The 13,119-nt window shown below is 33.5% G+C and carries 16 protein-coding genes; 3 read left to right on the top strand and 13 right to left on the bottom strand.

Annotation, left to right across the window (positions count from 1 at the left end; all coding sequences use genetic code 11):
* Window positions 1-43 precede the first annotated feature (43 nt).
* The 3 genes from ACY3JO_RS02535 to ACY3JO_RS02525 are packed head-to-tail and all read left to right on the top strand — an operon-like array spanning window position 44 to window position 770.
* On the top strand, window positions 44-400 hold the full coding sequence (locus ACY3JO_RS02535) for an SDR family NAD(P)-dependent oxidoreductase (RefSeq protein WP_463085250.1): 357 nt from the start codon (window positions 44-46) through the stop codon (window positions 398-400).
* A gap of 28 nt (window positions 401-428) precedes the next feature.
* Window positions 429-557, top strand: coding sequence for an SDR family NAD(P)-dependent oxidoreductase (locus ACY3JO_RS02530; RefSeq protein ID WP_463085249.1), 129 nt, complete (start codon window positions 429-431; stop codon window positions 555-557).
* A gap of 3 nt (window positions 558-560) precedes the next feature.
* Window positions 561-770 carry a hypothetical protein gene (locus ACY3JO_RS02525; RefSeq protein ID WP_463085248.1) on the top strand — a complete coding sequence of 70 codons (210 nt, stop codon included), beginning with the start codon at window positions 561-563 and terminating at the stop codon, window positions 768-770.
* 1 nt (window position 771) lies between these two features.
* On the opposite strand, the gene ACY3JO_RS02520 is transcribed toward ACY3JO_RS02525, so the two are convergent.
* The 13 genes from ACY3JO_RS02520 to rhaS form a co-directional block, all read right to left on the bottom strand.
* Window positions 772-1,440 carry a class II aldolase/adducin family protein gene (locus ACY3JO_RS02520; RefSeq protein ID WP_463085247.1) on the bottom strand — a complete coding sequence of 223 codons (669 nt, stop codon included), beginning with the start codon at window positions 1,438-1,440 and terminating at the stop codon, window positions 772-774.
* Entirely contained in the window at window positions 1,430-2,419 is a 990-nt protein-coding gene (locus ACY3JO_RS02515) for a sugar phosphate isomerase/epimerase family protein (protein WP_463085246.1), read from the bottom strand. Before ACY3JO_RS02515 ends, ACY3JO_RS02520 begins: the two co-directional genes overlap by 11 nt.
* A gap of 4 nt (window positions 2,420-2,423) precedes the next feature.
* Window positions 2,424-3,221, bottom strand: coding sequence for a sorbitol-6-phosphate dehydrogenase (gene srlD / locus ACY3JO_RS02510; RefSeq protein WP_463085245.1), 798 nt, complete (start codon window positions 3,219-3,221; stop codon window positions 2,424-2,426).
* A complete protein-coding gene (locus ACY3JO_RS02505) occupies window positions 3,214-4,485 on the bottom strand; it encodes a zinc-binding dehydrogenase (protein ID WP_463085244.1) in 1,272 nt (423 codons plus the stop codon). The genes srlD and ACY3JO_RS02505 overlap by 8 nt, the downstream gene beginning before the upstream one ends.
* 13 nt (window positions 4,486-4,498) lie before the next feature.
* Entirely contained in the window at window positions 4,499-5,194 is a 696-nt protein-coding gene (locus tag ACY3JO_RS02500) for a dihydrolipoamide acetyltransferase family protein (RefSeq protein WP_463085243.1), read from the bottom strand.
* Window positions 5,195-5,207: 13 nt separating this feature from the next.
* Window positions 5,208-5,468: a biotin/lipoyl-containing protein gene (locus ACY3JO_RS02495; RefSeq protein WP_463085242.1), complete on the bottom strand. Its 261-nt coding sequence runs from the start codon at window positions 5,466-5,468 to the stop codon at window positions 5,208-5,210.
* Between the two features lie 18 nt (window positions 5,469-5,486).
* The gene (locus ACY3JO_RS02490) at window positions 5,487-7,871 is read right to left on the bottom strand and encodes an alpha-ketoacid dehydrogenase subunit alpha/beta (RefSeq protein WP_463085241.1); all 2,385 of its coding nucleotides are present in this window, start codon (window positions 7,869-7,871) and stop codon (window positions 5,487-5,489) included.
* A 114-nt stretch (window positions 7,872-7,985) separates the two neighbouring features.
* Complete coding sequence (locus ACY3JO_RS02485; protein WP_463085240.1) at window positions 7,986-8,360, bottom strand: sensory rhodopsin transducer; 375 nt, start codon at window positions 8,358-8,360, stop codon at window positions 7,986-7,988.
* A gap of 16 nt (window positions 8,361-8,376) precedes the next feature.
* On the bottom strand, window positions 8,377-9,333 hold the full coding sequence (locus ACY3JO_RS02480; protein ID WP_463085239.1) for an ABC transporter permease: 957 nt from the start codon (window positions 9,331-9,333) through the stop codon (window positions 8,377-8,379).
* A 74-nt stretch (window positions 9,334-9,407) separates the two neighbouring features.
* On the bottom strand, window positions 9,408-10,184 hold the full coding sequence (locus ACY3JO_RS02475; protein WP_463085639.1) for an ABC transporter permease: 777 nt from the start codon (window positions 10,182-10,184) through the stop codon (window positions 9,408-9,410).
* Window positions 10,185-10,199: 15 nt separating this feature from the next.
* A complete protein-coding gene (locus tag ACY3JO_RS02470; RefSeq protein ID WP_463085238.1) occupies window positions 10,200-10,334 on the bottom strand; it encodes a hypothetical protein in 135 nt (44 codons plus the stop codon).
* Window positions 10,335-10,353: 19 nt separating this feature from the next.
* Complete coding sequence (locus ACY3JO_RS02465) at window positions 10,354-11,865, bottom strand: sugar ABC transporter ATP-binding protein (protein ID WP_463085237.1); 1,512 nt, start codon at window positions 11,863-11,865, stop codon at window positions 10,354-10,356.
* Window positions 11,866-11,938: 73 nt separating this feature from the next.
* Entirely contained in the window at window positions 11,939-12,943 is a 1,005-nt protein-coding gene (gene rhaS / locus ACY3JO_RS02460; protein WP_463085236.1) for a rhamnose ABC transporter substrate-binding protein, read from the bottom strand.
* Window positions 12,944-13,119: the final 176 nt, after the last annotated feature.

The raw sequence follows: 13,119 nt of genomic DNA, 5'->3' as shown, positions 1-13,119 counted from the left end.
TGTCAAGATTCTTTCATATTCAAGGTCATGATATAATAAAGCCATGGTTAACCTTGCTAAAAAGATAGCCTTAATTACAGGAGCAAGCAAAGGGATTGGAAAGAAAATTGCAAGAAGGCTTGCAAAGGAAAAGTTTAACCTTGCTCTTATAGCAAAAGATGAAAATAAATTAAAAAAACTAAAAGATGAATTATCAAAAGAAAACATTGATGTATTTATTTTGCCAATAGATTTAACAGAAAATAATGTTCCACAGTTTGTTATTGAGAAAGTAATTGAATATTTTGGGGGATTAGATATATTAATAAATAATGCTGGAACAGCTCTTTCCAAACCTTTATTAGAAACATCAGAGGAAGAATGGGATAATTTAATGACAACTAATGCAAAGGTTCCTTAATTTTTTATGTAAATATGCCATACCTTATTTGAAAAACTCGGAAATTCCAACTATTATAAATATATCTTCAGTAGTAGGATATAAAGGATATGTAAATCAAAGTGCTTATACTGCATCTAAACATGCACTCCACGGATTCACAAAAGTCCTTGCTTAAGAAGTGTATGAATATGGTATAAGAGTACACTTAATATCTCCAGGAGGAGTTGCCACTGATCTTGTTAACAAAGTTAGGCCTGATCTTGAAAAATCATCCCTCATACAACCCTATGAAATTGCAGAAATTATTGTATTTCTATTAAGATTTAGAAATAATGCAGTCATTGACGAAATCCAAGTAAGGCGAAAAGATAATATTCCCTGGAAATAGTTTAAAATCTCTCTTTTAATAATTTTTTTCTATATTTTTCAACCTCTAAATTATCAATTTCATCTATTTGTTCTTTTGTAAAGAAGCGCATCTTTCCAAAGAGTCTTGCCACAAAAATTACTTTAATTGAAGATTCAATAAGTAAAGTTCTATATAATGCCTCTTTTAAATTTCTCCCAACTGTAACAAGACCATGATTCTTTACTAAAACTCCATTATGATTTTTTACAATCTCTCCTACTGCCTCAGCAAACTCTTTACCTCCTGGTACTACATACTCAATTACTGGAATCTCTCCTCCAAGGAGAGCAACCATATCAGGGGTAAAGGGTTTTAAAGATTCATCTTGAAAAGCATATGCAATAGCATATGCAGGATGGGTATGAATCACTGCCATTACATCTTCCCTTTGCTTATAGCACTCAAGATGCATCCAAATTTCTGAGGAAGGCCTTTTATCACCGTCTATAACATTTCCAGAATTTATATCTACTCCTATATAGTCCTCTTCTGTAGCATCTTCAAAGGATGAACCACTTGCTTTTATATATATTCTATCTCCAAGCCTTGCACTTATATTTCCTCCAGGCCCAACAACTAAGTTTTCCATAGCAAGTCTTTTCCCTATCTCTATAAGCTCCTTTTTAAGCTTTGCTATATTAGAATTCATAATAAATTCCCCCCTTAGGAATATAATTTCGTAGGTAATCAGAGGTCTTTTTAAGCTCTTCTAATACTTTCTCCTCAGTTTTTGTGGAAGGTGGAATAACTTCAATTATAAGTACTATTTTATCTACTGGATTCAAATATTTAGATACAGGATTTTCTTTATAATTTTTAAAAGAAGACTTTATTGCAGAAAGTACTTTTTCAATCTTGACATGCCCTATAGAGTTATATTCTTCTGTAAATGGCCAATGACTACTTGAATCAGGTTTTGTCTGTTGTAAATGAATAATGGGAGAAAAACAAGCAAATCTTCTTAACCATTCTTCATAGGAAAGATCATCTTCTGCAAGTCCGTAATGCATTCCAGCCTGATGGCCCACATCAATAGTTAAGTAAACAGGAACCCCTTCATTATCTTTATTTACTTCAATAAGAAATTCTTCAGCCTCTTTTAATGTCCATGGTTTTTCACTTGGTATATACATCTGTTCATTAGAAATGCCTAAAAGCCCATTATCTTTAGCAATCTTAGCAAGTTCCTTAAAAGTATTATAAACGTAATTCATCCTCTCTCTTGTTTTGTAAGGATCTTGCAATACTTCTACAGAAATAGCATCCCAATGTCCCCCAAGATATTTTGCTCCCATCTCCCTTACAATATTTATAGCAGATATAATCCATTCTTTCATTCTCCTTCTCACTCTTTCATTACTATGAGATAAACCATGAAACCTATGGGTTGCCATTCCTGTATAGTAGTCCCATATATCTACACCATATTTTTCTGAATACTCCTTTATTCTCTTTGCTGTCTCTATTTGATATTCCTTATCGCCACTAAAGAAGGGATCCAAAACATCACTACAGAAAGAATGGTAATCATACCCAAGCTCTTTTGTAAGCCTTATAAAATTTTCAGGCTCTTCCCATCTTCTTGTTAAAAAGGCCCCATTAACACCAATATCTATATGTACTCTCATTTGTTCACCTCATCTCTACTCCACCACTAACATTAACAGCATCTCCAGTAATATAGGATGCCTCATCACTGGCAAGAAATACCACCACATTTGCCACATCATCATAAGTACATGCTCTTCCAAGGGGAACCTGTTTTAAATATCTTTCTCTTACCTCTTCTCTACTAATTCCTAGCCTCTTTGCATATTGATCATATAGACTTTCTTTCCACAAAGGTGAATCCAAAAGATCTCCAGGACAGACAGCTACCACTCTTACATTATATGGAGCCAAATCTAATGCAATGCTCTGAGTAAAACCTATTCCTCCAAATTTAGATGCAGAATAAGCAGAATTTCTAAAACTCCCTTTTTTACCAGATTTTGAATTAATCTGTATTATTACACCTGATCTTTGCTTCAACATAACCTTGGCCGCCTCTCTCGCACAGAGAAAATAGCCTGTCAAATTTACATCAATAACCTTTTTCCAATCCTCAAGAGGAAACTCAGTAATATCATGAGCTATCAATATCCCAGCATTAGCCACCATTATATCAAGTTTTCCAAAAACCTCAACCGTCTTTTCTACCATATTTTTCACATCTTCCTCATTCGTTACATCACATTTCACGGCTAATGCTCTTCTTTTATATTCTTCTTCAATTCTTCTTACTACCTCTCGAGCCTTATCTATTTTTATGTCAGCAACAGTTACATCACAACCTTCCTTAGCAAGCCTATAAGCAAGAGCCTCACCAAGCCCTTGAGCTGATCCAGTAACAATTGCTACCCTATCTTTTAATCTTTGGTAATCACACATCTATTTTCTCCCCCCTATTTAATATATAATCTTCTGCTTCTTTACACCACCACCCATTATTCTCTTTAACAATCTGATATAGATCTCTGTAAATATCTTTTAGCTCTGTAGGACCTTCTATGCTTAATCTTTCAAAATCGTCAATATCTGACAAGGGAAATTTTATGTGGGTGTAGATTAATTTCTTTCCTCCAGGAATATTAGGAAAATTTAAAAGCACATCTCTTGCCACATCCAAACCTCCAATATGTGTAATCATAGGAGAAGGATCTATAATACCTTTCTGAATAAGCTCTAAAGCTATTTTCATATCATTAGCATTTCCACCAGATGTAGCCACAAAATGATGCTTATCATAATGAACCTTATAGAAATTAACACATGCAGTAAAATTATGGTCTGTTGGTCCTGCAAAAAAGTTTAGACATCCATCTCTATTAAGGAGAGAGTCTGCTTCCTCAACTAATTTAGGATTGGGATATAATACAAAGATATCATCATATTTTATTTCTTTATATGATCGATCTTTTGTAGGATTAATAAATCTAATATCTATTCCCTTTTCTTTAACCTTATCTAAAGGAAAAGCTCTCATGGCTCTTTGAAGCTTAGAATCATCAATATCAGTAATCACCAACAATCCAGGATTTTGAGGCCCATAAATAAGATAAGAAAGAAAAGCAAGACCCATAGGACCTGCTCCACCTAAAATCGCAGCTTTACCTCCAGGCTTTATACCCATTATGTGCTCATATGAATTTTCCTTTGTATGATATTGAGCATTAACAGCACCAACCACACAAGACAAAGGTTCCACTAATGAGGCCTTATAGAAAGTATCTCCTTCATATATTAAAAGACAATCTTGTTCCATCACTTCATTAGGAATAATGACCCTTGTAGCAAGCCCCCCTAAATATTTGTATGAATAACCAGGAGCACTTAATACACCTACAGGACCTTTTTCATATAAAAGGGCAGGTTGAATAGTAAACTTTTGTCCTTCTTTATACTTATCTTTCCATTTTTCTCCAACCTTTAAAATAATACCTGCCATTTCATGTCCCACAATAACAGGGTTTTTATCAATATCCTTTGGTACTCTTGGATGCTCTGCCCCCTGTACTATCTCTTTATAAGTCGATGGACAACTGGTATCTGAAATTATATTTGCAAGTATTTCATCTTCCTTAATATCGGGAAGCCCAAATTTTTCAAGTCTAAGATCCATCTTTCCATACATTCTTAAAGCTATGGTTTCCATTTTTATTATCCTCCTAAGTTAATAACAAGTTAGGATTCTCAAGAAATTCTTTTATCTTTACAAGAAATTTAGCACCATAAGCCCCATCTATTACTCTATGGTCTGCTGAAAGTGTAATATCCATCATTTTCCTAACCATTATCTCACCATTTACAGCACCCACTCTATCTTGAATAGCCCCAAAAGTAACTATAGCAACTTCAGGCGGATTAATTATGGCTAATATGGACTTTATTCCAAAAACCCCTACATTATTTACTGTTATACTTCTATTAGATATATCTTCAACTCTCAGTTTTCTATTTCTTGCCTTCTCTATCAATAAAATCCTCTCTTCATATATCTGAAGAATATCTTTCTTATCAGCATTTTTAATTACAGGCACCACTACACCTTCATCCCCTAAAGCAACCGCAAAACCAACATTTATCTCCGCTAAAAGTTCTATTTCTGTTTCCTTAAAACGAGAATTTATTAAAGGGAAGTCCTTTATAGAGGATGCTACAGCCTTGATAATAAGATCATCATAAGATATTTTTACTTTATTTTTATTTATAAACTCTTCTCTCACATTCACTAAGTTTGTAGCATCCATCTCTAACTCAGCATAAAAATGAGGTATACTCTGCTTACTCTTCAAAAGTCTCTCAGCTATAGTCCTTCTGGTAGTACTCAAAAGTATCTTTTTTACCTCATTATCTCCACTCAAATTTTATGCCTCCTTATTCAGGAATTTCCTCATCCAAGGTATTTGTAACATAAGCAAGAACAGTACCAACAGGAACTGTTTCTCCTTCTTTTACTAATATTTTTCTTAAATAACCATCATATTCACTCTCTATCTCCATTATTGCCTTTTCCACCTCTATCTCTAATAATGGTTCTCCTTTCTGCAATTTTTCTCCTTCTTTCTTAAGCCAAGTAGTGACAGTCCCATTTTCCATTACATCACTAACCTTTGGCATAACAATTTTCTTTACCATTCTCACTCTTCCTCCTTTTTAAAATAACTGTTTAATCTCATCTATTATTCTCTTATCATTGGGAAGGTAAGCCTTTTCAAGAACTGGAGAGGCTGGGGGTGGACAATAAGGAGCCCCTATCCTCAATGGTGGTCTCTCCAAATATGAATTTGCTTTTTCAAAGAGTTGAGTAATTAGTTCAGCTGATAATGACATAAACTCTACTGCTTGAGTTACAATCACAAATCTTCTTGTCCTTTTTACTGAATCTATTATGGTATCCATATCCAAAGGATAGAGACTTCTTAAATCTATAACCTCTAATTCAATTCCTATCTTTTCTAACTCTTCTGATGCCTTTAAAACCGCATATAACATGGCTGACCATGAAACTACCGTTACACTTTTATCGTAATTCTTAGCTTTTCTTTTAATATCTGCCTTCCCTATTGGAATTATGTAATCCTCTTTTGGTACTTTTCTTTTTGAAAGAGACAAAAGTAATGGATCTTGAAGAAGATTTTGATGCTCTATATAAATCACAGGATTTTTATCCCTTATAGCTGATATTAAAAGCCCCTTTGCATCATAAGCATCTGATGGAGCAACAATTTTCAATCCTGGAAAATGGGTTAATATGGATTCAATACTTTGAGAGTGTTGTCCAGCATATCCTTTACCACCACCAATAGTGGTTATTATGGTAAGAGGTATTTCTGCTTGTCCACCAGTCATATAACGCATCTTAGCAGCTTGGTTTGCCACTTGATCTAAAGCAATTAAAATAAAATCAATATACATAATCTCAACAATAGGTCTCAATCCTCTCATAGCAGCACCAATTCCTGTTCCTACTATTGCAGCTTCCGATATAGCAGTGTTAAATATTCTATCTCTACCAAATATTTCCAATAAACCTTTTGTTTCTCCAAAAGAACCACCATAATCAGCAATATCCTCTCCCCACATGAGTATCCTTGCATCTCTCTTCATTTCTTGATACAAGGCTTCAATTATAGCTTCTTTATAATTTATCTCTATCTCTGGATCCCTATCTTTAAAGGCTGGCTCTTTTAACACAGTAATGTTTCTAAACTTTTCAGGTACATAATCGTCAATAGGAGTATCATTAAATACATATAGAGTCATTTGTTTAGGATCAGGATTGGGAGATTCTATAACTTTTGCAGCTATTTCTTCATTCTTTTTGCGAGCCTCTCTCTTAAGATTTTCTACTTCCTCTTCTGTAAGTACCTCAGCCATTATCAATTCCTTAGCAAAATTTTCTACAGGATCATATTTTTTCCATTCTTGAAGCTCATCATATGTACGATAAGTACCTTCCTCTGGTTTTTCCAATGTATCACTTAAAGAATGTCCCATAAATCTATATCCCCAAAACTCAAGCAAAATAGGGCCATCTCCACTTCTTGCTTTTTCCACTGCTCTCCTTACTGCATCTCTTACAGCAAGAACATTCATAGCATTTATTACTTCAGCATGCATTCCCTTTTTGTTATAAGCAAATCCTCTCTCTGCAATATAATCTATTCCTGTGACCTCTCCTTTTTGCTGACCTGATTCTCCATATTGGTTATTAATAACCATAAATATGACTGGTACACCAAACTTTTTCTTCATCAACCCATTAGTGAATTGAGCCATACAAGCCATATTCAACGCCTCATGAGCTATACCCGTATTCATAGCCCCATCTCCAATAAAACATAGGATTACTTTTCCATCCTCCATATATCTTGATGCCATAGCAGATCCCACTGCAATTCCCATACTACCTCCAACTATGGCATTCGCCCCTAAATGACCTACACTAAAATCCGCAATATGCATGGAGCCTCCTCTTCCCTTACATGCCCCCCATTCCTTTCCAAATAGTTCTCCTATAGCCATAAAGAGTTCTATATCAAGAGCGCATTGATATAAAATATTTTTATTTTTGTTCTTCCAGTCATAACCTAAAAAATTGGCAATCTCTTTGTTACTTTCTATAAAAGAAAAAAGCTCCTCTTCTGACATATCTTTTAATCCAAAGTAACTTTTAGCTATTGCATCTCCATGTCCTCTATGAGTACTTGTTATATAATCATCCTTCTTAATAACCGATATTCCACCCGTAGGTACTGCTTCCTGTCCTATCGATAGATGAGTAGCTCCTATATATAAATAGCGTATATTCCCATACTTCCCCTTATTTGCCCTCAATTCATATATCATCTCTTCAAAATTTCTAATCATAAGCATACATTTAAAAAGATCAATACTTTCTTCCCTTGTTATTGTTCCCTCTTTTAATTCATCTTTAAGGGATTTATTATATTGAAACTTTGGGACTTTCCCGCCAACATCAATATATCCTGGTTCAAACTCTGGGAATACTTTTATCTCTTTTGGCAACTTTAGCACCTCCTTTTTATTTTTTTCTTTTATTTATTTTTATTTTTTATTTTCATTTCTTTTTCTTTTATATTAACATTACACCCTTAAATGTCAAGCATAAAAACATTAAAGAAATATTAATTAATCGATATTCCAAGGAATAGCAGTCATATAGGCAAGATTGGGTTGTCTTGTATCTAATCTTGAATGTTGCACCACAATCTTTACGTTACTCTCCACTTTAATCGCAAAAGGTACATCTCTCTCAAGCTTCACCCCAAGAATTTCTTCTGATCTATCCAATCTTACATGCCATGTTCTCTTTGCAAGAACAACTATCTCTTTTGACTCTATCGGATCTCTATCTTCAAAATAGAAGGTAAATTTAACAGTAGCAGGTTTATCATTTACATTTAAAATACATGTAGACTCATGACTTGGTAAATTAACATCACCCACATCCGGCAAATATGCATCTGGTATAAGCCAAATCTTAGCACCAAGTTCTCTCTCCATTTATTAAACACCCCTTTCAAGATTTTACAAGTTTTCTTCTTTGCTCTATAAAGTTAGAAATTAGAATCGTTGATACTAATAATAATCCAAGTATAATAGTTATCACTTGGCTTGGTATATTTAAAAGATTAAGACTATAAGTGAGATATCCAAGTAAAAATAGAGAAAGTACAACCCCAATCATATTTCCAGATCCACCCAATATGCTTACTCCTCCTAAAACCACTGTTGCTATAACTTCAAGTTCTAAACCACTACCTATGTCAGGCCTTATACTGCTTAATCTTGATGTTAAAAATATAGTTCCTAAACCAGACATAAAACCAATAAGAGTGAATAATATTATTTTTATTTTTTCTACTGGTATACCTGAAAATTTACACGCTTGCTCATTATTCCCTATAGCATATATGTATCTTCCAAAAGTGGTTTTATGTAATATAAAGCCAAAAATAAAAGCAAAAATAATATATACTACTAATGAAAAAGGAATGGGAGTGTTTCCTATATACCCTTGTCCTAAGTACATAAAGCTTTCAGATTCAATTCCTACTGCTGTGTCTTGTAATAAAATATAAGCTATTCCTCTATAGAGAGCGTAAGTACCAAGAGTTATTGCTATAGCAGGTAACCTAAATCTAACAATTAGATAACCATTTAAAAATCCTCCTAAAGTAGCTATTAGTAGCCCTATTAAAACACAAATCCAAATATTAGTACCTGCTCTATGAAGGACACCCATAAAAGCAGATGTCATTCCCATATTTGATGCTACTGAGATATCTATATTTCCACTAATAATAATATACGCCATAGCAAGGGAGATTAATCCTTTCTCCATAAAATTAGTGGTGTTATCAAGTAGGTTTACTATATCTAAAAAATAAGGAGACAAAATACTGCTTATTACAAATACTAATATAATCAATATAAGTAAGATTATTTCCCAAGTAATTTTAATTTTTAACTTCATGATTTCCTCCTATACCTTCTTTGAGTTCTTTCTGCTATCAAGGAATCTATTACTACTGCAGTCAAAAACATAAGTCATTGTAGAGCAAGCTTATAGAAGGGAGAAATTCTCATAATATTTAACCCATTTACTATCATGGTCAACAATAATACCCCTAAAACAACCCCTCCTATTTTTCCTGATCCTCCAGTAGTTTTTACTCCACCTATAACTACAGCAGAAATAGCAGATAATTCAAACCCTACAGCAGCACTACTTTCCGCAGAGGCAAATCTTGAAGTATATAAAACACCACTTAGACCTGATAAAATTCCTGATATTAGATAGACTAAAAAAAGTACTTTTGTTTTATCTATACCAATATAGACCGAAGATTGGGGATTATTACCTACTGCATATATACTTCTTCCTATAGATTTGTAGTTGAGTATATAGTAAAAAAGAAGAAAAACTATAAAAGCATAAATAATCAAGATAGGAATACCAAAAACTTCTACCCTTGTTAAGAGCTTATAACCTTCAGGCATTTCATGAGCATTAACCCACTTTCCCTGACTTATAATATAAACAAGCCCTCTAAAAATATACATGGTAGAGAGTGTAGCTATAATCGGGATTACCCTACCTTTTGCTACAAATAAACCATTTAAAGCTCCACATATACCCCCAATAATAATACCTAAAATTGGTGCTAAAATAACCGGAAGATTATGCAGATCTCTATATAGCATAGAGACAATCATACCTGTCAAGGCAAGATTAGAGCCAACAGAAAGATCTATTCCCCCAGTTAAAATTACCATCATTTCTCCTATAGCCACAATGTTCAATATAGATGCATCAAGAAGAATATAACGAATATTCTCCTAGGTCACAAAATAGGGATTTCTTATAGCTATAATTAGACCAAAAAAGAAAAGAGGAAATATCATGCCTATCTCTCTCAACCTTGATATATTACTATCTTTCTTTATTCCACTCAAAGTATCTAACTCTGTCATAAACAGCCTCCTTTAATCGTTAACTCTTTACCAGATGTCCTCTTCCCCAAGCTAATGACAAAATCTTTTCTTGAGTTGCTTCCTTTCTTGAAAGGCTTCCCACTAATCTTCCCTCATGCATCACCAAAACCCTATCACTCATACCTATCACCTCAGGCATTTCTGAAGAGATAAGTATTATTCCATAACCTTCTTGAACCAATTTATTGATTAGGTTATAAATAGCCACTTTAACCCCCACATCTATACCTCTTGTAGGTTCATCCAAAATAAGAATCCTTGGATTTGTAGAAAGCCACTTAGCAAGGACAACCTTTTGTTGATTTCCTCCAGATAAATTCATAACCTTTTGTCTGAATCCCGTAGCTCTAATATCTAATAATTCATAGTATCTTTTTGTAAGATTTTCTTCTTCTTGTTTATTAATAATTCCTTTATTGGCTAAACTTTGTAAAATAGGAAGAGTAACGTTACATACAATATCCATAGGTAAAAGTAGTCCATGCTGATGCCTGTCTTCAGGAACATAGACTATTCCATGAGTTATAGCATCTTTAGGACTACTTATTTCTACCTCTTTTTCTCTTATATATATCCTACCTTTGTCTTTTTTTCTTATTCCAAATAAAGTTTGAGCAACATCTGTTCTTCCAGAACCTACAAGTCCTGCTATTCCTAAAACCTCTCCTTCATAAAGTTCAAAGGAAATATCATAAAATTCTCCATGTTTTGTTAATCCTTCTACCTTAAGCAGAATATCACCCTTTTTAGCCTCTACCTTAGGATACATATCCTCTAACTTTCTTCCTACCATCATTTGAATCAACTCATCCACATTTGTATCTTTTACATCTCTTGTTCCTATATATTGTCCATCTCTTAGTACTGTCACTCTATCAGCTATTTCAAAAACCTCTTCCAACCTATGAGAAATAAATATAATAGAAGTGCCCTTATTCTTAAGATTTCTTATAATATTAAAAAGTCTTTGGGTTTCTTCTAATGTCAAGGAAGAAGTAGGTTCATCCATAATTAAAATCTTAGGATTTATGGATAAAACTCTTGCAATTTCTACTAATTGTCTTTCAGCTATACTGAGATTTTTTACAGTAATCTTAGGATTCAATTCTATCCCTAAGGAGTTTAATAAATTCTCAGCTTCTTTATATAGGTTCTTCCAATCAATATTTTTTAAAAATGGACTATATTTATAATGGCCGATGAATATATTCTCAGCTACACTCAATTCCGAAAATAAGGCAAGCTCCTGGAAAACAGCAGCAATACCATATTTTTGAGCATCCATAGAATTTTTCAGATGAATCTTCTTTCTCTCTAAAATAATCTCTCCGCTATTAGGTTGCAATACACCACTTATAATTTTAATCAAAGTAGACTTTCCAGCCCCATTTTCTCCCAATAAAGCATGAATCTCTCCTCTTTTTAAATTAAAATCAACATTTTGTAAAACTGGTTTCGTTCCTGTATAAGTTTTATATATCCCCAAAACCTCTAATATATAATCGCTCATATGCTTTATTAACCCCTTCTTCTAATAAATACAATATAAGAGGAGGAGAGATTCTCCCTCCCCTTCTTTTTAATTAGTATACTTTTGACCAATAATCTATATTAGATGCATCAAATACAAACGGAGGACCAAGAATTATCATTCTTCCACCATTTCCTTCATCAACTATTTTTCTTTCTCCAAGCTTACCCAAATTAACGATCTCTCCTACATTACCCTTTATCTCTTTTGTTAATAAACGATATGTGGCATATATTGTTGCATAACCTAAATCTATAGGATTCCATAAAGCAAAAGCTTTACATGTTCCTCTCTTCACATATTCTGCCATTTCACTTGGTAAACCAAGACCTGTAAGCTGTACTTTTCCTGATAGTCCTGCATCCTCAATAGCACGAGCAGCAGCTGCAATACCTACTGTTGTTGGTGCAATTATTCCCTTTAAATTTGGATAAGATTTAAATAATCCCATTGCTTCATTATAACTTTTCTCTCTAATATCATCTCCATACACTATGGCCACAAGTTTCATCTTACTATATTCTGGTTTTTTGAGTTCTTCTTTCATCCATGCTATCCATGTATTTTGATTAGCCATGGTAGAGGCAGCGCTTAGTACAGCAATTTCACCCTCATAATTTATCAACTTAGCTAAAAGTTGAACCTGAATTCTTCCTATTTGTTCCATATCTGCTTGATTTACAAAAAGTTTTCTTCCTTCAGGTTTTACAGCAGAATCAAAAGTTACAACTGGAATACCTCTGAGTTGAGCCTTTCTACATACTGGAACTAAAGCATCGGGATCGTTGGCAGAAACACAAATTGCACTAACTTTTTGAGCAATCATTGAGTTAATAATATCAATTTGTCCCTGAACACTTGATGCAGCTGGAGATTGGTATAAAACAGTAATTCCTAATTCTTTTGCTGCCTCTTGAGCTCCTTTATTTACTGCTTCAAAAAATGGGTTACCAGCAGTTTTACATACTAACCCAATAACATACTTTTTCTGAGCAAATCCTTGTGTACCTAAGGTAATAAGAAGAACAATTAACAAAAAGGTCAAAAACTTTTTCATAAACAACTCCTCCTAATTAAAAATTTTTATATATCCATCCGAAATCTTAGGTACTTAACCACTCACCTCCCCCATTATCAAAAATTTTCATTTTCTTTTATCTTTTGATTTCATTTATTTTTATTTTATACAAAATATGTATTTTTGTCAAAAAATGAAAATAATTCAATAAAATC

It is taken from the genome of Dictyoglomus sp. LHC4 (assembly GCF_055181355.1).
The sequence above is the reverse complement of the archived record's forward strand: the minus strand, read 5'-3'. Positions and strand labels throughout refer to the sequence as shown.

Bases quoted from the DNA above. Each gene is read 5' to 3' on its own strand.
- ACY3JO_RS02495 (WP_463085242.1), bottom strand. From the start codon at position 5,468: ATGGTAAAGAAAATTGTTATGCCAAAGGTTAGTGATGTAATGGAAAAT.
- ACY3JO_RS02470 (WP_463085238.1), bottom strand. From the start codon at position 10,334: ATGACAGAGTTAGATACTTTGAGTGGAATAAAGAAAGATAGTAATATA.
- ACY3JO_RS02465 (WP_463085237.1), bottom strand. From the start codon at position 11,865: ATGAGCGATTATATATTAGAGGTTTTGGGGATATATAAAACTTATACA.
- rhaS (WP_463085236.1), bottom strand. From the start codon at position 12,943: ATGAAAAAGTTTTTGACCTTTTTGTTAATTGTTCTTCTTATTACCTTA.
- ACY3JO_RS02515 (WP_463085246.1), bottom strand. From the start codon at position 2,419: ATGAGAGTACATATAGATATTGGTGTTAATGGGGCCTTTTTAACAAGA.
- ACY3JO_RS02485 (WP_463085240.1), bottom strand. From the start codon at position 8,360: ATGGAGAGAGAACTTGGTGCTAAGATTTGGCTTATACCAGATGCATAT.
- srlD (WP_463085245.1), bottom strand. From the start codon at position 3,221: ATGTGTGATTACCAAAGATTAAAAGATAGGGTAGCAATTGTTACTGGA.
- ACY3JO_RS02520 (WP_463085247.1), bottom strand. From the start codon at position 1,440: ATGAATTCTAATATAGCAAAGCTTAAAAAGGAGCTTATAGAGATAGGG.
- ACY3JO_RS02505 (WP_463085244.1), bottom strand. From the start codon at position 4,485: ATGGAAACCATAGCTTTAAGAATGTATGGAAAGATGGATCTTAGACTT.
- ACY3JO_RS02480 (WP_463085239.1), bottom strand. From the start codon at position 9,333: ATGAAGTTAAAAATTAAAATTACTTGGGAAATAATCTTACTTATATTG.
- ACY3JO_RS02535 (WP_463085250.1), top strand. From the start codon at position 44: ATGGTTAACCTTGCTAAAAAGATAGCCTTAATTACAGGAGCAAGCAAA.